17 protein-coding genes are annotated in these 20,313 nt (G+C 49.1%); 16 read left to right on the forward strand and 1 reads right to left on the reverse strand.

Annotation, left to right across the window (positions count from 1 at the left end):
* Window positions 1–4: 4 nt before the first annotated feature.
* From C6P39_RS11830 to C6P39_RS11865, 9 genes are all read left to right on the forward strand, one after another.
* Window positions 5–1,564 carry a DUF3794 and LysM peptidoglycan-binding domain-containing protein gene (locus tag C6P39_RS11830; RefSeq protein ID WP_095174783.1) on the forward strand — a complete coding sequence of 520 codons (1,560 nt, stop codon included), beginning with the start codon at window positions 5–7 and terminating at the stop codon, window positions 1,562–1,564.
* Between the two features lie 327 nt (window positions 1,565–1,891).
* Complete coding sequence (gene ispE, locus C6P39_RS11835) at window positions 1,892–2,764, forward strand: 4-(cytidine 5'-diphospho)-2-C-methyl-D-erythritol kinase (RefSeq protein WP_104805913.1); 873 nt, start codon at window positions 1,892–1,894, stop codon at window positions 2,762–2,764.
* The gene (locus C6P39_RS11840; protein WP_095174782.1) at window positions 2,761–3,435 is read left to right on the forward strand and encodes a GntR family transcriptional regulator; all 675 of its coding nucleotides are present in this window, start codon (window positions 2,761–2,763) and stop codon (window positions 3,433–3,435) included. The genes ispE and C6P39_RS11840 overlap by 4 nt, the downstream gene beginning before the upstream one ends.
* Before the next feature lie 396 nt (window positions 3,436–3,831).
* Window positions 3,832–5,340, forward strand: coding sequence for a spore germination protein (locus C6P39_RS11845; protein WP_104803926.1), 1,509 nt, complete (start codon window positions 3,832–3,834; stop codon window positions 5,338–5,340).
* Window positions 5,330–6,400 carry a GerAB/ArcD/ProY family transporter gene (locus C6P39_RS27940; protein WP_242987025.1) on the forward strand — a complete coding sequence of 357 codons (1,071 nt, stop codon included), beginning with the start codon at window positions 5,330–5,332 and terminating at the stop codon, window positions 6,398–6,400. Before C6P39_RS11845 ends, C6P39_RS27940 begins: the two co-directional genes overlap by 11 nt.
* Complete coding sequence (locus C6P39_RS27945; RefSeq protein ID WP_242987026.1) at window positions 6,381–7,007, forward strand: Ger(x)C family spore germination protein; 627 nt, start codon at window positions 6,381–6,383, stop codon at window positions 7,005–7,007. Before C6P39_RS27940 ends, C6P39_RS27945 begins: the two co-directional genes overlap by 20 nt.
* A 120-nt stretch (window positions 7,008–7,127) precedes the next feature.
* On the forward strand, window positions 7,128–7,787 hold the full coding sequence (gene spoIIR, locus C6P39_RS11855) for a stage II sporulation protein R (protein WP_242987027.1): 660 nt from the start codon (window positions 7,128–7,130) through the stop codon (window positions 7,785–7,787).
* A gap of 82 nt (window positions 7,788–7,869) precedes the next feature.
* A complete protein-coding gene (gene murI, locus C6P39_RS11860; protein ID WP_104803927.1) occupies window positions 7,870–8,691 on the forward strand; it encodes a glutamate racemase in 822 nt (273 codons plus the stop codon).
* A gap of 2 nt (window positions 8,692–8,693) precedes the next feature.
* A complete protein-coding gene (locus tag C6P39_RS11865; RefSeq protein WP_104803928.1) occupies window positions 8,694–9,152 on the forward strand; it encodes a DUF1934 domain-containing protein in 459 nt (152 codons plus the stop codon).
* A gap of 63 nt (window positions 9,153–9,215) precedes the next feature.
* Here C6P39_RS11865 and C6P39_RS11870 read toward each other — a convergent pair whose 3' ends face one another.
* A complete protein-coding gene (locus C6P39_RS11870) occupies window positions 9,216–9,707 on the reverse strand; it encodes a hypothetical protein (protein WP_095174777.1) in 492 nt (163 codons plus the stop codon).
* Window positions 9,708–9,872: 165 nt separating this feature from the next.
* Between C6P39_RS11870 and tig the strand changes: the two genes are divergently transcribed.
* The 7 genes from tig to C6P39_RS11905 all read left to right on the forward strand — a co-directional run bounded on the left by tig (window position 9,873) and on the right by C6P39_RS11905 (window position 20,272).
* Window positions 9,873–11,054: a trigger factor gene (tig, locus tag C6P39_RS11875; protein ID WP_095174776.1), complete on the forward strand. Its 1,182-nt coding sequence runs from the start codon at window positions 9,873–9,875 to the stop codon at window positions 11,052–11,054.
* A gap of 147 nt (window positions 11,055–11,201) precedes the next feature.
* Window positions 11,202–13,262 carry a penicillin-binding transpeptidase domain-containing protein gene (locus C6P39_RS11880; protein ID WP_104803929.1) on the forward strand — a complete coding sequence of 687 codons (2,061 nt, stop codon included), beginning with the start codon at window positions 11,202–11,204 and terminating at the stop codon, window positions 13,260–13,262.
* A 6-nt stretch (window positions 13,263–13,268) separates the two neighbouring features.
* The gene (locus tag C6P39_RS11885) at window positions 13,269–14,486 is read left to right on the forward strand and encodes a DUF6070 family protein (RefSeq protein WP_104803930.1); all 1,218 of its coding nucleotides are present in this window, start codon (window positions 13,269–13,271) and stop codon (window positions 14,484–14,486) included.
* Between the two features lie 119 nt (window positions 14,487–14,605).
* Window positions 14,606–14,992 (forward strand): hypothetical protein, encoded by a 387-nt coding sequence (locus C6P39_RS11890; protein WP_065543436.1) that lies wholly within the window; start codon window positions 14,606–14,608, stop codon window positions 14,990–14,992.
* 217 nt (window positions 14,993–15,209) lie between these two features.
* Window positions 15,210–16,379 carry a class I SAM-dependent methyltransferase gene (locus C6P39_RS11895; RefSeq protein ID WP_104803931.1) on the forward strand — a complete coding sequence of 390 codons (1,170 nt, stop codon included), beginning with the start codon at window positions 15,210–15,212 and terminating at the stop codon, window positions 16,377–16,379.
* 168 nt (window positions 16,380–16,547) lie between these two features.
* Window positions 16,548–19,007 carry a hypothetical protein gene (locus C6P39_RS11900; protein ID WP_104803932.1) on the forward strand — a complete coding sequence of 820 codons (2,460 nt, stop codon included), beginning with the start codon at window positions 16,548–16,550 and terminating at the stop codon, window positions 19,005–19,007.
* A gap of 149 nt (window positions 19,008–19,156) precedes the next feature.
* A complete protein-coding gene (locus C6P39_RS11905) occupies window positions 19,157–20,272 on the forward strand; it encodes an aminopeptidase (protein WP_095175059.1) in 1,116 nt (371 codons plus the stop codon).
* The last annotated feature ends 41 nt before the right edge of the window (window positions 20,273–20,313 follow it).

Here is a 20,313-nt window from a genome sequence, read left to right on the forward strand (position 1 = left end):
TATTGTGGAATTAATAACAAAACAGATGCGTATGATGCATACAAAATGTGAAGCTGTCAGCCAGATTACTTTTGACGAAGATTTAAATGTGCCGGATATCAAACCCGATGTAGGCCGCATGATACAGAAAAAAGGTGAGATTCACATAGACGATGTACAGATATCAGAGGGCCACGCCTTTCTCACAGGCGCATTGATGGTCTATCTCCTCTATGTCAGCGACAGCGAGGAACGCAAGATCCAGAGTCTTCTGGGCACCCTTCCCATAGGGGAGACCATGCACCTGGAGGGCCTGGAAAACGGTGACAAAGTCCGGGTAAAATGGGACATTGAAGACCTGAGTGTCCAGCTCATCAATTCCAGAAAGCTGAACATCAAAGCCCTGGTAACCTTCACCGCGTCCGTGGAGGAAATGCAGGAGACCAATCTTCCTGCAGGTGTGGACGCGGAAGGCATTTCCCAGAAAAAAAAGGACATCTCCGTCATGGGCATCGCAGTCCATAAAAAGGATACCATGCGGGTAAAAGAAGACATTGCCCTTGCTTCCAACAAGCCCAATATCCACGAACTTCTGTGGAACACCGTGGAAGTTCGCGGCATGGACATCCGGGCGGAAAACGATAAAATAGGTGTAAAAGGCGAGCTCTTCATATTCGCCCTGTACCGCGGGGATGATGACAACAATTCCCTTCAGTGGCTGGAGCACTCCGTCCCCTTCTACCAGGAACTGGAATGCGTGGGCTGTACCGTGGATATGGTGCCCAACATAGATGTGACCATGCCCCAGAGCAAACTGGAGGTGAAAACAGACAGCGACGGGGAGGAGCGCCTGATCGGAGTGGATGCCGTCCTGGAATTAGAAATGAAAATCTATGAGGAGGAGGAAATGTCCCTGCTTTTGGACGTATACACCCCTGTAAAAGAATGCGTCCCCATACGTGAAAATAGAAAACTGGAAAGCCTCCTGGTGAAAAACAATTCCAAATGCCGTGTGGGGGACCGCATCAAAATGGAACAGAACCAGGGGAAGATCCTTCAAATATGCCACAGCGACGGAAATGTGAAAGTAGACGACACCCATCCTGTGGAAAACGGCATAGAAGTGGAAGGCATCGTCCAGGTGAGAATCCTCTATATTATAGGGGACGATGATATGCCCTTCTATTCCATGGATGCCATGATTCCCTTCACCCATGTGGTGGAAGCTCCGGGAATAGGGAAAAACTGTACCTATCATCTGCGGACAGATCTGGAACAACTGTCCACCACTATGATAGACAGTGACGAGATAGAAGTGAAGATAGTCATGAACTTAAATGCTCTTGTGCTGAAGCAGACAGACACGGGCATCATCCGGGAGATAGAAGAGCGGGAGCTGGACCGGGAAAAGCTCCAAAGTATGCCCGGAATCGTGGGATACCAGGTGCAGCCCCAGGACACCCTCTGGGACATTGCAAAGAAATTTTATACCACGATTGAAACCATTGTGCAGCTCAATAATCTGGAAAGTGACGAGGTTAAACCATATGATACCCTGATATTGACGAAGAAAGTAGAATCATAATGTTTTTTGGTGTTGAAAAAAGGAGGTATATCGTATAGAATAAAGTGTATAAAAACGAATACAATATACAATAAACATTTGTAGCTGTCCGGTATCTTCTCAGCCACAAGCAGAAATCCATGCAGGACCGCCTGGGAGGATGGGATTTTTGCCTGGCTGCTGAAAGCTTTCCCTTCACGGGGGCATTCTTACAGTCAGCCCGGTTCATGTGAAGACCTGCCAAACAGTTATAAAAACTTAACGATTCACCTGGGGCATGTCTGCATATGGCAGAAAGGAATACCAACCATGCTTTCAGGTGCAGAATTGGGAACACAGGAGATAAAAATGAGATTAAGGGCACTGGCGAAAATTAATCTGGGATTGGATGTAGTCAGAAAACGTGAGGACGGTTATCATGAGGTTCGCATGATCATGCAGACCATTAACATGTATGACCAGTTAGAAATTGATATCAAAGAGGAACCGGGGATTTCCATTACTACAAATCTGCCGTTTATTCCTACCAACGAGAACAATCTGGTCTATAAAGCAGCGCAGCTTTTGATGGATGAGTTCAAAGTGAAGAAAGGGATAATAGTGGATCTGCAGAAATTCATACCGGTCGCTGCCGGCATGGCAGGCGGGAGTTCGGATGCCGCCGCCGCCATGATCGGAGTGAACCGATTGTTCGGACTGGGGCTTACCGTGCGGGAGCTTATGGAGCGGAGCGTGAAGGTCGGTGCGGATGTTCCGTACTGCCTGCTCCGTGGCACTGCACTTGCGGAGGGGATCGGAGAGAAGCTGCGTGCTCTGCCCCCCTGTCCGGACTGCTATGTGCTCATTGGAAAGCCGCCTGTCAGCGTGTCCACGAAATTTGTCTATGAGAAACTGGATGCATCGGAGATTGCAGAACATCCGGAGATAGACAGAATGCTGGAGGGGCTTCAATGGCATAATTTGAACAGGATTGCCGAACATATGGGAAATGTTCTTGAGAGCGTGACGATTCCGGCATACCCTGTGATCGAGGAGATCAAACAACATATGAAGGACCACGGCGCAGTCAATGCCATGATGAGCGGCAGCGGTCCTACGGTCTTCGGACTCTTTGATGATAAGGCGACAGCGGAGCAGGCCTGTGAGGCACTGCGCGAGACTAAGATCGCCAGAACCGTTTTTTTGACTACAGTATTCAATAATGGAGGAAGACACAGATGACAACGGATTTGGAAATGCATATGGATGAATACCTTCCGCTGCGGGATGTGGTTTTCAATACACTGCGGAGGGCTATCCTTAAAGGAGATTTAAAACCGGGCGAGCGGCTTATGGAGATTGCTCTGGCCGAGAAACTGGGTGTGAGCAGAACCCCCATCCGCGAGGCGATCCGGAAGCTAGAACTGGAAGGGCTGGTAGTCATGGCGCCCAGAAAAGGGGCGAAAGTGGCATCCATCACAGAGCGTGACTTAAATGATGTGCTGGAAGTCAGAAAAGGCATGGAGGAACTGGCGATCCGTCTGGCCTGTGAGCGGATCACGCCGGAGGAGTTGGACGAGCTGGACAAGGTGGAGCAGAGATTTTTAAGCCTGACTGAGAACGGGGATCTGACGGAGCTTGCGGAGATGGATGTGGCATTTCACGATATCATTTATAATGCCACCAATAATAATCGTCTGGTGCAGCTCTTGAGCAATTTGAGGGAACAGATGTACCGTTACCGTATTGAGTATCTGAAGGATATCGCTGTGCGCCGTACCCTTGCCCAGGAGCACAGAGCCATCTGCGAAGCTCTGCGCAAAAAGGACAAGGAGTCTGCGCTGAAATATGTCTATGTCCATGTGGACAACCAGCAGAAGGCTATCATCCGCAGCCTGAACGAGCCGGATTAGTGTTACTGTTAACCGTAACATGTTTTGCGATGCATAGTTCTGCCCTTTGGAGTGCGAAATGCAGTTTCTTACATTTTGCGCTGTGTGAATGGAGCTAGTACAGCGTTGCATAAGTTCCAGTGATATAGCACCCGCTATTTACGCAACGCTGTACTAGCCGTAGGAACCGCTGCGCCGTCACTTCGGCGCCTTGCACTGACGAAAATATCAGGCACTCTATCACCGAAACTTACGCAATGCTGTAGTGCTAGTGACGGAATAACGCATTGTATAATAATAGAAGAAATGGATATTCTAAGAGAGATGTAAAAAAATACGTCTCTCTTTTTTGTGCGGCAGATCCATCCTGTTTTCAGGTATACTATAGCGGCGGGAGAGCGGAAAGGGGCCTTCCAAATGAAAAACAACGACGAAATATCCATCCATATACAGGAAAATGAAGACTACATCCGAAAGATACTGAAAGACTGCGCTGACGTTATCATCCGTCCTATGATTCTGGGACAGGAACAGAAAATACGCTGCCTGGTAGTCTATATTGAGGTGGCAGTCAGCAACATGATGCTGGAGGACTCTGTCATCGGCAAGCTGGTAAACCATATGTGGGAAATGCCAAAGGATGAGATCCTGGAATTTGTGGATGAAAACGGTCTGGGGATCTCCGACGTTAAAACCCTGGATACCATGTCAGAAGCTCTGGCAGCCATGTTTGCCGGGAATGCCATCTTCTTCTTTGACGGCTACCCACACTCCATCAAGGTATCCAGCAAGGGTTATCCCAGTATGGGAGTACAGGAGGCGTCCAGGGAAAAGGTGCTGCGCGGTTCAAAAGAAGGGTTTTCCGATGTGGTCAAAACCAACTCCGCCCTTGTGCGGAAAAGGATCCGGAATGCCAAGCTGAAAGTCAAAGAAAAAACGCTGGGTGTCAGAAGCCAGACATTAGTGCAGATCCTTTACATGGAGGAACTGGTGCGCCCGGAACTTTTGGAAGAGCTGGACCGGCGATTGGATAGCTTTGAGATTGACGGTGTCATGGACAGCGGCATTGTGGAACATCTGGCGGAGGAAAACTGGCTGTCCCCGTTTCCCCAGTTCCAGACATCGGAGCGCCCGGACAAGTGCGCCATGGAGATCCTCAACGGCAGAGTCCTGGTGCTTGTTGACAATTCCCCTATGGGAATCCTGCTCCCGGCTGCGTTCAACGACTTTCTGCAGGTGAGCGAGGATGAGTACAACCATTTTGAGCTGGCATCCTTTTTGAGGATCATCCGGTATATAGCGGCAGCATTTGCCATGCTCTTTTCAGGAACCTATCTGGCAGTGACGAATTTCCATACCCAGGTACTTCCCACCAACCTGATCCTCTCCTTTGCGGAGGCCAGAAAAGGTGTGCCCTTTCCGGGGATCCTGGAGGTCTTCTTTATGGAGGTGGCATTTGAGAGTATCCGGGAGGCCGGAGTTCGGGCGCCCGGGCCTCTGGGCGGCACCATCGGTATTGTGGGCGGTCTGATCATCGGCCAGGCCGCTGTGGAGGCCAACCTGGTAAGCCCCATTGTGGTGGTCGTGGTGGCTGTGACCGCGTTAGCCACATTGGCTATCCCAAATGGGGAATTTACGGCGCCCTTCAGGCTTCTGAAATTCGGTTTCATCCTTCTTGGAGGTACCATGGGTGTCTTTGGTATGCTCTTAGGGCTTTATCTTGTCATCAGCCATCTGGCAGGCCTGAAAAGCTTTGGCATCCCCTATCTGACACCGTTTGCTGCGCAGAGAGATGCAGGATACAGAGGTGAATCAGACGGCGTTGTCCTGGCACCGCTCAGATTTATGACAAGAAGGCCTCTCTATGCCAGAAGAGATCAGCAGGTGCGCCTCAAAACAAAAGGAGGAAAGAAGCATGTACGCTGACAATCAACGGATTTCCCACAGACAGCTTTTTCGGCAGTTGGTCCTGGGACAGCTGGGGATCTATTTAGTCACCGTTCCCGTCACCTCATATCTGGAGGGGCGGCAGGGGGTGCTCTCCCTGCTTTTAATGGGATTTTTGTTCCTGGCAGCCAGCATATTCTTTATCCGTATGAAATCCTGCTATTTAACGCCTGAGCGGTATATGGGAAAATACGCGGGAAAGATCTTCTGTCTTCTGCATCTGTCATACCTTTTTATAACAGGGGTCTTCCTGCTTCTTGTGACCAGCAGGATTACGGGCCGTTTCTTTATTGAGAGCAGCAAACCCTTTGTGATCATCACGATCACTGCTGTGGTGTGCTATCTGGGAAGCCATCAGGGACTGGAGCGAAGGGGACGTATGGCGGAGATCTGTTTTCCGGTCATTTTATTTGTGCTGGCAGTCATGTTCCTGCTGTCTGTGACCAGAGTCAACGGTGCTTACCTGGAAGCGACAGGATATATGTCACTGAAAGGCGTGATCCAGGGATGTTACAGGGTGTTCTGTACCTTCCTCCCGGTATTCTTCCTGCCCTTTACCTTGGGAAATGTGGACCGCCCGGGCAACGCGGGAAAGGCCCTGAACAGCTCCGTGTTCCTTCTTCTGGGGATTTTGTCCGCAGCCCTGATCCTGTTGCAGGGAGCATTCGGAGCAGGGGGCTATGTGCAGAAGTCCTACCCGCTATTTGACATGATGGCAGGCGTGGATCTGCCCGGGGATTTTCTGGAACGTGTGGATATCTTTTTCATTGCTGCTGTCATGTTCTGTATCTTTTTTGCTGTGGGCAGTATTTTTTTCTACAACCACGAGCTGTTAAAGCGGGGGCATATGGAAAAAGGAGCGCCCTATCTGGCAGGCGGGATTCTGGTATGCGCACTGGGATGTGAGAAAGCAGGCATTTCCCTAGAATGGTACCGCGAGGTCCTGCAGAACATTTATGCGCCGCTGTTCCTGCTGCTGGCGCTGTGGGCAGGGATTGCGTACGGAAGGGGGAAACATCATGATAAGGAAGAAAAGTAAAGCAGTGCTCCTGGCTGCCATACTGGCATTAAGTCTTTCCGCCTGCGGGGTGGCGCTGGAGAACCGCAGTTTTCCCCTCTCCATGGGCGTGGATTATCAGGACGGGGAATATCAGGTTTATTACGGCCTTCCCGACTTGTCAGGGGTGACCGGGCAGAACAAGGACAGTGAGAACCAGAAAGCCGGAGAAAAAGCGGATTTTTACCAGGGTAAAACCATGGAGGATGCGGAAAAAGATTTTCAGAACAGCCAAGAGGACTATCTGGATACCGGACATCTCAAAGTCCTCCTTCTGGGGAACGGCTTGCTTGATGACCAGGAAGCCTATAAAAATCTGCTTCACTATCTGGAAGACAAGCCCTCAGTAGCAGGAAATATCTACGTGTTCTCCTGCAGCCAACTTGGGGATGTGATGAGCATGGACGGGCAGGAGATGGATTCCCTGGGGGATTACCTGACAGGTATCGTGGAGAACCGGCCTGACAGTCAGGCAAAAGAGCAGACGGACCTGCAGGACTTGTATAATGCCTGGCACAATGGGGAGGAACGCCCCAGTCTTTTGGAAGTCAGCGCTTTGGAAGATAAAATTATGCTGAATCAGGAATAGGCCTGCCAGGATAAGGCAATACTCTGTCTATAATAAAAAAAGAGTTAAAAGAACCGGAGAGAGGTGCGGGAATACGGACATTTCCGTACCATCCCACCGGGTTAGACGGAGGTATTTGCTGTGAGACGAAGAATGCAGAGAAATATATGGATCGCCGCTACGATCATTGGACTGCTTGCCACGGTGCTGATCGGGGCTGTGCGTATACATACACTGAAGAAAGAAAATGAAGAGACACAGGTGCGTCTGGAACGGGAAGTGCAGCAGGGGATCGCAAAAGAAATCTTCCGTTTGCATGTGGTTGCCAACAGTGATACAGAGGAAGACCAGAACCTGAAGCTTCAGGTGAAAACAGGCATTGTGGATTATCTGGAGGAAGTCCTTGGTGAAGACAGGTCCCTGGATGCTACGAAAGAAGGGGTTTTGACCCATTTAGATGAGATCGAGAAGACCGCCAGACAGGTGATGGCGGACCGGGGATATGATTATACGGTCACAGCCGCTGTGGAAAAGACATATTTTCCGGATAAGACGTACGGGGACTGCACGTTTCCGGCAGGAGAATATGAAGCGCTGAATGTGAAAATCGGGGAGGCCAAGGGGCATAACTGGTGGTGTGTCCTCTATCCAAGCCTTTGCTTTATTGATGAATCCCACGGTGTGGTTTCGGAGGACAAAAAAGAGGACTTAAAGGAAGTTCTGACAGAGGAAGAATTTCTGGCTGTTTTAAACGATCCGGAAAAAAGAGACAAGGTGAAAATAGGATTTAAGTGGTTTTAATGGTTGCTGCTTGCATTCTGGGCCTAATGAGGGTAAAATGGAAACACGGTTAAAATAGAAAAAATTTTAAGAGGGTTTTCATATGAACCAGAATAAACAGGCACCGATCGGTGTTTTCGATTCCGGCGTGGGCGGACTTACCGTTGCCAGAGAGATCATGCGCAACCTGCCCAGTGAGCGGATTGTATACTTTGGGGATACTGCAAGGGTGCCCTATGGAAGCAAGTCAAAAGAAATCGTGCTGAAATATTCCCGTCAGATCGTGCGTTTTCTGCAGACCCAAAATGTAAAAGCCATTGTGGTAGCATGCAACACAGCCAGTGCCATGGCTCTGGAGACCATACGGGAGGAGATAGATATTCCTATCATAGGTGTGGTGAAGCCGGGAGCCAAGGTGGCTGCACAGACTACCAGGAATAAAAAAATCGGTCTGATAGGTACAAGAGGTACGGTGAACTCGGAACTGTATCCTGCCATCATACATGAATATGATCCCCGGATACAGGTCATAGGCCAGGCCTGCCCTCTGCTGGTGCCCCTGGTGGAGGAAGGCTGGCTGAAGGATGAAGTTACGGTTGAAGTGGCAAAACGATACCTGAACCCCCTTCTGAAACAGGGCGTGGACACCCTCATCCTGGGCTGCACCCACTATCCGCTGCTGCGCTCCCTTATGCGTCAGGTAGCAGGTGACGGCGTGACACTGGTGAATCCTGCCTATGAGACTGCCCAGGCTCTGCGGGAGCTTTTGAAGGAACACGGGATAGAGAATGACGGGCATGAGGAGGAAGAGTTTCCCTACCGCTTCTATGTCAGCGATGCGGAGGAGCGTTTCCAGGAGTTTGCAGGCTCTATCCTGCCTTATGATGTGAGGATGACCAAGCAGATTAATATTGAGGAGTATTGAAAATGACGAAAGATGTACTGATCACAGTTAAAGGGATGCAGGCAATGGATGCCAACGATGAGCCGGAAGCAGTGGAAGTGGTGGCAAAGGGAGATTATTATTTCAGGAACGGCCATCATTTTATCTGCTATGAGGAAGTTCAGGAGGGATATGACAAAATCACAAAGAACATGATCAAAGTCATGCAGGGTTCCGTGGAAGTCCAGAAAAAGGGACTTACCAACACACACATGATTTTTGAGGAGACCAAGAAGAACCTGACCTATTATGCCACGCCCTTTGGGGATATGCAGATGGGGATATCCGCTACAAAGATTGATGTGAAGGAGCAGGAGGAGAATATTGACATCCTCATTGACTACGCACTGGAGATCAATGAAGTACATACAGCGGACTGTCAGATATGTGTGAATGTGAAGCCACAGAGTGCAGGGAATTTCCACTTGGCATCTTCCCATTGAAAAACAGAGCAGCAGATATAAAAAAGGCCGTCCGGGATTTGGTCCATTCCGGGCGGCTGTTTTTTACTTTTTCTTTTTCGTATCCTTAGTTTCCGTTTGTTTTCCCTTTGCAAGGTTCTCTGCCTTTAGACGCATTCTTTTGAAGAAGCCTTTCTTCTTCTGAGGAGCTTCCAAAGCACCGCGCAGCCCGCGGACACCGGTAATATAAATACCGCTGACTTCAGCCTTGACTTCCTTCTTTACGGGGATGATCTCAAAGACCTGCTCGTCCGCCACCAGGGTAACGATCTTGGGACCGATCTTTGCTTTTACGATCGGGAGTTTGGAACGTCTCATAAGCTTCGGTGTCTGGTCGATTACCATCTGAGGAAGACCGGACTGTTTAATGGGAAGCCTCTTTTTATCGATAACCAGCATGGAGACGGACTGTTTTGCAGCTTCGATCTGTTCCTGCTGTGCTTCCTGCTTTTTCTGTGCCCTCTTGCCGAGGAAATATAAAACGGCAAGAACGACTACTAAAATGATTAAAATAATCAGTAGAACTTTCCACACCATTTGTGTTAGACCTCCTAAAATCTGGACTGATAACGCAACTATTATTCTAGCATTGTTTCTGTGAAAAGGCAATAAAAATGTGAAAGAAAGGGTTCCTTTTTCAGGTCATGTGTGGTATAACTTCCTTATGTGGAAACCAGAGACCATAGACGAAAGGAATTGTATATGAAGAAAAAATTGATCATGGTGCTATTGACACTTGGCATTGCAGTGATGGCAGCAGGATGCGGCGACAAGAAGAGTGACAACAGCAAAGACGATGATAAAAAGACGGAAGCGTCCAAAGAGGATACAACAGTAGATACCAACAGCAAAGGCAATGTGGTAGCCGTGGATGTGGATGATATCAGCAAATATGTCAAACTGGGTGAATATAAAGATCTGGAAGTGACAGAGACGAAGACCGAGATCACAGACGCTGATGTGGAGGATTATATCAGCCAGCAGCTCACCTACAAGGCAGAGGAGATCACAGAGGACAGGCCGGTACAGGAAAATGATACGGTCAACATTGATTATACCGGATATATGGACGGCGCGGAGTTTGAGGGCGGTTCTGCTACAGACTCGGATCTGCTGATTGGTTCCAATTCATTTATTGAAGGATTTGAGAGCGGCCTGATCGGCAAAAAGAAAGGGGAAGAAGTTACCCTTGATCTGAATTTCCCGGACCCCTACAGCAATAATCCTGACCTGTCAGGCAAGGCTGTGCAGTTCAAAGTGAAGATCAACACCATCAAAGCAGCACCGGAGCTGACAGATGAGTGGGTCAAGAACAACACAGACTACAAGACAGTAGATGAGTATAAAGAAGAGATCAAGAAATCCCTGGTGGAGAACGCGGATCTGAACTATATGAGCCAGCTCAAATCTGATCTGTTCCAGAAGGTAGTGGAGAATACAGAGATCACAGAGTATCCGGAAAAACCCATGTCTGAGACCATGGAATATGTCAAGAATAAGATCCAGGAGCAGTATGCCAGTCCAAGCGGCATGACCCTGGATGAGTATTGGGAGTCACAGAGCATTTCCGCAGAACAGGCAGAGGAGACCATGACACAGATGGCACAGAATATCCTGCAGCAGTCCCTGATCGTGCAGGCTATCTTTGATGCGGAAAAAGTTGAGATATCTGTAAAGGATTACGAGGCAGAGCTTGAAAAATTCGCAAAGGATTACGGATTCAAAGATACAGCAGCTTTAGAGAGCGCATACAGTGACGAGGTCATGGTAAAGGCCAATGTACTCTGGAGCAAGTCCTGTGAAATCCTGCAGGAGACCGCCAAAGTCACAGACGTGGCAGCAGATGCGCAGAGCACTGGTGACGGGGAAGAAAAAACAGAATAAAAAAATGCTTGACAATAAGTCCTACAAATGTAATATATTAGGTGAAACTATATCTTACGTTTGTAGGATTTTTGCAACTGTTCAGCTTGTCTGAACTGTTACGGATTTTTGTGTAGGGAGTGTATCGTACATAAGGAGGTTATTTTTATGAAGCGAAAGAAAGCAGCAGCAGTGATAGGGACCGTGGCGGCAATTGCCGTGTGCGCGGCAGGCATATTTCTGTACAAGGTAAAATTTGAGGAGAAGCGCCAGGATGTATTGGAGGAGTACATGGGTTATATCGAGAAGGGAAGATATGACAAGATGTATGCTCTGCTGGATGAGGCCAGTAGGAACACTGTGAGCGCAGAGGATTTTGTGGTCAGGAACCAGAAGATCTATGAGGGAATAGAGGCTGACAACATCCGCCTCGACATTTCCGACAAGCAGGAGAAGAGCCAGCCCATATCCTATAAAGTCACCATGGATACCGTGGCAGGGGAGATTTCCTATGATAATGATGCTTTTTTTGAAAAAGAGAGCGGAAAATGGCGCATTAAGTGGAGCGATTCCATGATCTTTCCCAACCTGAAGGCAGCCGATAAGGTGAGTGTGGTCAGCATAGAGGCAAAGCGGGGAGAGATTTATGACAGAAACGGTGAACTTTTAGCAGGCCAGGGGACTGTGGCCAATGTAGGGCTTGTCCCGGGCAAGATGGCAGTCCAGCCCCAGGAGGAGCTGGAGGCCATGGCAGCACTTCTGGGAACCACAGCCGGCAGTATTTCCGATAAACTGGATGCATCCTGGGTGAAGGATGATTCCTTTGTACCAGTGAAAAAGATGACCAACAGCGCGCTGGAAATGCCTGCAGGGGAAGGGGAGGCTTCACTTAAAGATAAGCTGCTGGAGCTGCCAGGCGTTATGATCTCTGACGCGGAGAGCAGGGTCTATCCTTACGGGGACTGTACCTCCCATCTTCTGGGGTATGTGCAGGAGATAAACGCAGAGGAACTGGAGGAGTTAAAAGGCAAGGGATATGATGAACAGAGCATTCTGGGAAAAAGCGGACTGGAGAAATTATACGAAGACAGGCTGAAGGCCCAAAAAGGCTATAAAATCTCCATTGTGGACGCAGAGGGCAATGAGAAGGAGGCACTTGCCTCCGTTTCTGCAAAGGATGGGGAGAACATTACCCTGACCATTGACGGACATCTTCAGCAGAGTGTGTATGAGCAGTACAAGAATGACAAGAGCAGTTCTATTGTCATGAACCCCAAGACCGGTGAGGTGCTGGCAATGGTCTCCACGCCCACCTTTGACAGCATGGATTTTGTGCTGGGAATGTCCCAGGAAAAATGGGATTCCCTGAATAATGATGAGGATAAACCTATGTTTAACAGGTCAAGGGAAAGCTGGGTGCCGGGTTCTTCTTTCAAACCCGTCATCGGTGCAGTGGGCCTTACAACAGGAACCCTGTCCGCAGATGAAGATCTGGGTGCCAGCGGCCTGTCCTGGCAGAAGGATGAGAGCTGGGGCGATTACCGGATCACCACGCTCCACGAATATGGGGGGGAAGCTGTTCTGCGGAATGCACTTATCTACTCCGACAATATTTATTTTGCTAAAGCAGCGCTGAGGATCGGTGCGGATACACTGACAGAACAGTTGAAAAAGCTGGGATTCGGTGAGGATATTCCCTTTGAGATCGGTATGAGCAAATCCCAGTATTCCAACGAGGACGGCATTTCCTCTGAAATCCAGCTTGCGGACAGCGGCTATGGACAGGGACAGATATTGGTGAATCCCCTCCATCTGGCATGTATCTACTCCGCCTTTGTCAACGAGGGGAATATGATAAAGCCGTATCTGGAGATAAAAGACGCAAGGGGTCCTGAATACTGGAAGGCAGGCGTGTTTTCAAAGGAGGCTGCCGCTGTGATACAGGAGGACCTGACGGCGGTCATTGCAGATGAAAATGGAACCGGGCATGGAGCTTACACAGAAGGCGCGAACCTGGCAGGGAAAACAGGGACAGCGGAAATTAAGGCGTCCCAGGATGATGAAAGCGGAACAGAGCTGGGATGGTTTGCCGTATTTAATACGGATGGGGACAAGAAAAGCAGTTTCCTGATGCTCAACATGGTAGAGGACGTGAAGGACCGCGGAGGAAGCGGTTACGTGGTGGATTTAGATAAAGGACTGTTGGATGAAATGCTGACAAAGGAGTGACGTGGTGTGAGATTAAAAGGGGTTATGATGTGTGTGACGGCAGTAAGCCTGGTCCTGGGCGGCTGCGGAGACAAGGCAAAGCAGGAAAGTGATGTGGCAGTCAAAGCGGATGTGGCTGAAGCAGAGGACCGGGAAGCTGTCAAAGAAGACAACAATTATTACGAGATGGAAATACCCGCCGATGAGGCGGAAACCCTCACGGAAGCCGCTGTCCAGGCTGCTAAAAGCTGTCAGGACCTGTTTATACAGGCCAGGAAGAACAGCAGCAAGGAGGATGTGCTCTCCATGGAAAACGTGGCAGCCCTGGTAAAAAAGATGGGCAGCCAGGGATATGCGGCCCTGGATAACAGGAACCGGGAGAATATGGAGAACTACCAGTTAGTGGAAAAATTTCTGGTAAGTCAGGAAAAGAAGGAAGAGGCAGCCATCTCTGTGTACCGGATCCACCGGGACGGGGGAATGGATAAGACCGATTTCGCCTCAGACGATACAGGGGCGGTGACAGTTACCAACACGATCATAGACTGGAATAAAAAGCAGGAGCCTTACGTGGTGGATATGGTCCGCTATCAGGCATGGAAGTGGGAGTATACAAAAAAAGGATATCTTTTCTATGAGAGGTACATACCGGATGGGATGGAGGCAGACGGGACCGTCGGCATAAGAGTCCTTCCCCTGGATGAAGAACTGCGTAAACTTTGTGAGGACTATATAGAGCCTATCGGATATGAAGCAAATAATCTGTTTCTTGTGGAGTGGGATGAGGAGAATTTCCAGCAGGTAAATTTCAATGACCTGTATGATATCCTTTACCGGATTGACCAGGGAAGCCTGCCGGACAGCACCCAATATCCAAACGGGATTGGCAGAAGTGAGTTTGAGGACCTGATAGGGAAATATTTCAGTATACCTGCGGAGCAGTTAAGGGAACAGGCAGGCTATAACAGCCAGACCGGCACATATCCCTGGACACAAATCGCTGGCAGCAACGCTGCTGTATGGGTGGAGAGAGACCCTGAGGTGGTGGACTCCAGGGACAATGGGGATGGCACCATGACTATGACGGTGGATGTTGTCTGCCCTCAGCTTAAAAAGGATAAGCTCTTTTCCCATCAGGTGACTGTAAGGAAAGTGGATGATGATGATTTTTTGTATGTGAGCAACACCATTGAACCGGGGGGAGAGGTTCCGCCCTACACACCCCGGACCGCGGTCGGACAGTAACACGGGATGTTTGCTGCCGCCGGGTATCCATACGGCCAGCCGGGTGAACGCGCATACCTGTTGAACTGTTATATCTTTTCTGCATATACTGACTATGAGAAGAATCAGTGAGGTTTTTTATGGCAGTTAAGAAAGTGGACCCCAGGGAAGAAATGCTGGGGCAGGAGCGGGTGCTGCAGCAGGATATGCGGCGCCTGCGGGCTAACTATCCGGAAAACGCGGCCTACATCCAGTGTTTTGTGGAGGATGCCTGTGACCGTATGGATTATGAGGGCAGCAGGATGTATGATGAACATCCCGACAAATACATGATGCGCAAAGTCTGTGATTCCATCCACAGTCAGATACGCAGAGAGAGCGAAAGGATAGGTGTGGAGTCCGGCTTCTGCAGAAAATGCGGAAACCTTCCGGACGAAGCGCTGCGGGATTTGATCGAAGTCCTGTTTTTCAATGAAGTATACAGACGCAGATGCCAGAGAAGGCGATGCAGAAGACTGTACCGCTGACTATGCTGTTCACAGCCACTATCCCGCCGGGTGTTTCTATGCACTTGCGCATGAAAATCCCGAGGCAGCAGGCGCAGTCATAATAAAACTGCACTTGGGGCTTGCGGTTTTGTCATAAAACTTTTACAATAGTAATGATACTGCAGCGGTTCAGCAGGCCGGCCCGTTTCAGCGCTGACTGTATGAGAGACTGCGTATACTGTTTAGGAGAGAAAATATGACAGAACTGGAAAGATTTCTGGATTTATATATAAATGAAGAGTTAATAAGAGTAATCATCAGCGGCCCCCGGCAAAAAGAGGGGCCGTCTAAAATACAGATACGTCCCTTATTACTGAAGGGGCAGGTAATGTATCAGATAACAAGAACAGTGGGACAGAAGGAACTTCACGAAAACCATCAGAGGGCTGAAGTCCTCTGTCTCATCAGTGATTGGATGCAGCAGGATTTCCGTCAGCTTCAGCTTGAGGCAAAGGGGATCCAGGGAACGGTTCTTGCCAGTAAAAAAGGCAAGCTTACCATCAAAACAAAGAAAACACAGGGCAGGGAGGCATTTGTTCCCATGCTGACACACAACAGGCAGAAGAAATATCTGCTCCAGGAAGGTGTGCCGGTGCCCTATCTGATAGATTTAGGAATTATGAATGAAGCGGGCAGGGTGAAGAATGCCCGTTATGATAAATTTAAGCAGCTCAACCGCTTTCTGGAGTTTATTGAGGACATCCTCCCCAGGCTTCCAAAAGACAGGGAAGTGAATATTATTGATTTTGGGTGCGGTAAATCGTACCTTACATTTGCCATGTATCACTATCTGCATGAGCTGAAGGGTTATGATATCCGGGTGATCGGTCTGGACCTGAAGGCAGACGTGATCGAGACATGCAGCCGTCTGGCAGAAAAATATCATTACGAAAAACTGCATTTTTATCAGGGAGATATCGCATCCTATGAAGGGTGCAGTCATGTGGATATGGTTGTGACTCTGCACGCCTGCGATACGGCTACGGATTATGCCCTGGCAAAAGCCGTGAAGTGGGGTGCCTCAGTGATCCTGTCCGTGCCCTGCTGTCAGCATGAACTGAACCGGCAGATCGAGAATGACATTTTGGCGCCCGTACTGGGATACGGTATATTGAAGGAGCGCTTTGCTGCCATCCTCACGGACGGACTTCGGGCGCAAATCTTGGAAAGTGCAGGATATGACACGCAGATCCTGGAATTTATTGATGTGGAGCACACACCTAAGAATCTGCTCATTCGTGCAGTGAAAAATGAAAACAAAACAGTCAGCAGACAGCAGAGACAGGCATGGGAAAAATGCGCGGAAGAATTTCAGGCAAAGCCCACGCTTGCATCACTGTTGTTCTTAGAAGGTTACTGTTCATAGTATACGAAAAAGGTAATTCTTCGCACAGTAACACGCTTCGCGATGCACAGTTCTGCCCTTTAGGGTGCAAAATGCAATGGATTGCATTTTGGCGCTGGCCAACTCGGGTGCGCAAAACACCTCCCGGGACATTGGACTGTGAACAGTTACCTTAGAAGGGAACGATAGATGAAAAAGGTATTGACTAAGCTGGGAGTCCTGCTGCTCATATTTATCCTGGGTGTTATCGGATTCTCCAGTTTTATGAATAAGGAGACAACAGACAACAAGATGGACATGGAGGAAGCCACCCTTCCCGTACTCTCCATGATGTACAAAGACCAGGAGATGAACCGCATGTACGGTTATGCACAGGAGATGCAGGTGGACTTTATGAGGGACAGCCTGACCCCTGTGGGAACAGACAAGAAAATGACAGTGAGCATCCTGCCATACGGCCATAAGATACAAAGTCTTGTATATGAGGTCAGAACCTCAGACGGCAGCAAAGTGGTGGAGAATGCCAAGATCAAGAATTTTGAGGAGAACGGCAGTGCACAGACTGCCACGTTTGAACTGGAAAATTCCATTTTGATGAATCAGGAGTATTCCCTGGTCTTTACCCTCAATACGGATAAAGGCTCCTGGCATTACTACACAAGAGTGATCCAGCGTACAGGCCTCAATGCTGACAAATACCTGGAGTTTGTACAGAGTTTTTCATCCAAGACCTTCAGCAAAGACAATAACGGGGAGCTGAGGACCTATCTGGAATCAGATGACACTGCGGTGAACAACAGCTTTACCAATGTGGACATTCATTCCAGCGTGGATATGGTCACATGGGGAAGCCTGGCACCAACCATCAGCAGAAAAGGCGTTCCTACGATCAAGGACATTAATGAGACCACGGGAAGCCTGACCCTGACTTACTATATCACAGCCAAGGACGAGGAAGGGTATGATGAATTTTATCAGGTAGATGAGTTCTATCGTATGCGGTATGGAGATACCAGAGTTATGCTCCTGGACTTTAACCGGTCTGCAAAGCAGATCTTTACAGGCAATGAGGTGTCTGTATCCTCAGGAAAGATCAACCTGGGCGTTACCTCAAAGTCTGTCCAGTTTGCAGCCAGCCAGGCAGGAAGTGTTCTGGCTTTTGTGCAGCAAGGGGATCTGTGGTCATACAATACCAGCACCAACAAGATGACGCAGGTTTTCAGTTTCCGGGAAGGGCAGGACGCGGATGACAGATATGACTACCCCATGCATGACTTTAAGATTGTGCGTGTGGAGGAGAACGGAGACATGGATTTTGTTTTCTACGGTTACATGAACCGGGGAGAACATGAGGGATATACCGGCACATGCGTTTATCACTATTACAGCGAACAGAATGTGCTGGAAGAAAAATTTTTCCTGCCTACCACCAAATCCTATGAATTTATGAAGCGGGATGTGGAAATCCTTTCTTATGTAAGCACAGATGATCTGCTGTATCTTATGCTGGACGGCAGCCTGTACCAGATGAACATGTTGGATAAGACCTACGAAATTGTCAAGGAAGGGATTGCGGAGGACTGTTTTGCAGCGTCCGGTACCAACCGGCATGTGGCGTGGATGGAGGAGATGGATCCGCTTCAGACTACCCATATTACCTTTATGGATTTGGAGACCGGGAAGCAGCAGAGCATTACTGCGGACGAGGGGACAAAGATAAGGGCCTTTGGATTTATAAATGAGGATCTGGTCTATGGTGTGGCCAGGGACGGAGATATTGTGGTGGATGCCACAGGAAGTCTTCGTTATGCCATGTATAATATAAGGATACAGAAATTCTCCGGGGAACTGGTGAAGGATTACCAGCAGGATGGAGTCTACATTATGGATGTGGATATCCAGCAGGGACTTCTGGAGCTGAAGCAGGCCCAGTGGAATGTGGACCAGTACACAGAAATCCCCAGTGAGCACATTATGAACAATGTGAAGAACGCAGAGGATGAAGTGATCTCCGTTGCAACTGCCACAACTGTGCGGCAGGCAAATATCACAAGGCTGATATTTTCCGAGGACAGCAGGAATAAAAATCCGCTCAGGATGGAATCAAAGCTTATGGTAAATAAGAATGACACGGTGCTGAACATGGATTTGAAAGAGTCAGTCAGGGATGGATACTATGTCTACGCAAAGGGCAGTCTGGTGGATATTTACAGCAGCCCGGCCCAGGCAGTGCAAGTGGCTGACGGGATGACAGGTGTTGTGCTGAACCGTTCCCAGCAGTATGTGTGGGAGAGAGGAAACCAGAAGACAAAAGTGACGTTGAATCTGGATGACATTCCGGAAGGCTTTAAGACAGCCAGCCTCGACACCGCAGCCCTCCAGGAGAGTCTGGGGGATGCGGGGACCGTGCTGGACCTGACGGGGTGCACTCTGGAACAGGTACTTTACCAGGTCAGTGCCCAAAGACCGGTCATTGTGTCACTGGGAGAGAATGACAACCGTGTCATTGTAGGGTATGACGGCTATAATACCCTGCTCTATAATCCGGCGGACGGACAGACAGAGTATAAAGGTTTAGGTGACAGTACCAGGGACTTCGGGGCAGCCGGAAATGTATTCATCAGTTATATAGAAAACCTGCCGGAGTAAAACCGGCAGAAAGGAAAAGAAAAACGTTACGGTTCAGCACTCTTTCGTGTATCTGAGACTGCTTTTGGAAAGCATCAGATATGCGCAGGCCCCTGCCGAAAGGCAGTGACGCAGATGCTGATAAAGTACGGGAAAGCAGGATGACAGTTATGGATGAGAGAATCAGGAAACTAGCGTACGGACTGGTAAATCACTCCTGCCATGTGCAGAAGGGTGAAAAGGTCTATATCCATTATACGGGCTATTCTACCACTGAGCTTGCGAAACAGCTCATCCGGGAAGTATACCGGGCGGGAGGGATGCCCTTCCCCCACTTTACGGACCCGAAAGTCCAGAGGGAGATGCTGCTTAACTGTACCAAAGAGCAGATCGAACTTATGGCAAAGGTGGACAGGGAAGAGATGGAGGCCATGGACTGCTATATTGGAGTCAGGGGCGCGGACAATATTACAGAGCTGTCCGATGTACCGAAAGAAAACATGGCTGTCTATGATAAATACTATAATACCCCGGTACACCATGAGGTGAGGGTGGCAAAGACAAAATGGGTGGTCCTGCGCTATCCCAATGATGCTATGGCGCAGTTATCCGGCACCAGCACGGAAGCCTTTGAAGATTTTTACTTTGATGTATGTACACTGGATTACAGCAAGATGGGCAGGGCTATGGAGAATCTGGTGGAGTATATGCAGCGCACTGACCGGGTACGGATCACAGCCCCGGGCACAGACCTGACTTTCTCCATTAAGGATATACCGGCGGTCCCATGCAGCGGTGAGAGCAATATTCCCGACGGTGAAGTATTTACGGCACCGGTCCGGGAATCTGTCAACGGTACCATCCGTTACAATGCAGCCTCCTCCTATCAGGGGTTTGTATTCGAGAATGTGACACTCACATTTGAAAATGGAAAGATCGTGAAGGCAGAGGCCAATGACACGGAGCGCATCAATGGAATCTTTGATATGGATGAGGGCGCGCGTTATGTAGGGGAATTTGCCATAGGGGTGAATCCTTTTATCCTTCACCCTATGAAGGATATCCTGTTTGATGAAAAGATTCAGGGTTCTATTCATTTTACACCGGGAAGCTGCTATGATGATGCCTGGAACGGAAATGTATCGGCGATCCACTGGGATCTGGTGCTGATACAGAGGCCGGAGTACGGCGGCGGTGATATTTATTTTGACGATGTGCTGATACGCAGGGACGGGCGCTTTGTGGTGCCTGAGCTGGAAGGGTTGAATCCGGAGAACCTCCGGTAGGAAAAAGAGGAAAAGGGTTGAATCCGGAGAACTTCCGGTAG

The sequence above is a fragment of the Blautia marasmi genome (assembly GCF_900258535.1).
Classification (GTDB): domain Bacteria; phylum Bacillota; class Clostridia; order Lachnospirales; family Lachnospiraceae; genus Blautia; species Blautia hominis.

Excerpts from the sequence above, each read along its gene's own strand:
- ispE (WP_104805913.1), top strand. The coding sequence starts at position 1,892 with ATGAGATTAAGGGCACTGGCGAAAATTAATCTGGGATTGGATGTAGTC.
- C6P39_RS11840 (WP_095174782.1), top strand. The coding sequence starts at position 2,761 with ATGACAACGGATTTGGAAATGCATATGGATGAATACCTTCCGCTGCGG.
- C6P39_RS11845 (WP_104803926.1), top strand. The coding sequence starts at position 3,832 with ATGAAAAACAACGACGAAATATCCATCCATATACAGGAAAATGAAGAC.
- C6P39_RS27940 (WP_242987025.1), top strand. The coding sequence starts at position 5,330 with ATGTACGCTGACAATCAACGGATTTCCCACAGACAGCTTTTTCGGCAG.
- C6P39_RS27945 (WP_242987026.1), top strand. The coding sequence starts at position 6,381 with ATGATAAGGAAGAAAAGTAAAGCAGTGCTCCTGGCTGCCATACTGGCA.
- murI (WP_104803927.1), top strand. The coding sequence starts at position 7,870 with ATGAACCAGAATAAACAGGCACCGATCGGTGTTTTCGATTCCGGCGTG.
- C6P39_RS11865 (WP_104803928.1), top strand. The coding sequence starts at position 8,694 with ATGACGAAAGATGTACTGATCACAGTTAAAGGGATGCAGGCAATGGAT.
- C6P39_RS11870 (WP_095174777.1), bottom strand. The coding sequence starts at position 9,707 with ATGGTGTGGAAAGTTCTACTGATTATTTTAATCATTTTAGTAGTCGTT.
- tig (WP_095174776.1), top strand. The coding sequence starts at position 9,873 with ATGAAGAAAAAATTGATCATGGTGCTATTGACACTTGGCATTGCAGTG.
- C6P39_RS11880 (WP_104803929.1), top strand. The coding sequence starts at position 11,202 with ATGAAGCGAAAGAAAGCAGCAGCAGTGATAGGGACCGTGGCGGCAATT.
- C6P39_RS11890 (WP_065543436.1), top strand. The coding sequence starts at position 14,606 with ATGGCAGTTAAGAAAGTGGACCCCAGGGAAGAAATGCTGGGGCAGGAG.
- C6P39_RS11895 (WP_104803931.1), top strand. The coding sequence starts at position 15,210 with ATGACAGAACTGGAAAGATTTCTGGATTTATATATAAATGAAGAGTTA.
- C6P39_RS11900 (WP_104803932.1), top strand. The coding sequence starts at position 16,548 with ATGAAAAAGGTATTGACTAAGCTGGGAGTCCTGCTGCTCATATTTATC.
- C6P39_RS11905 (WP_095175059.1), top strand. The coding sequence starts at position 19,157 with ATGGATGAGAGAATCAGGAAACTAGCGTACGGACTGGTAAATCACTCC.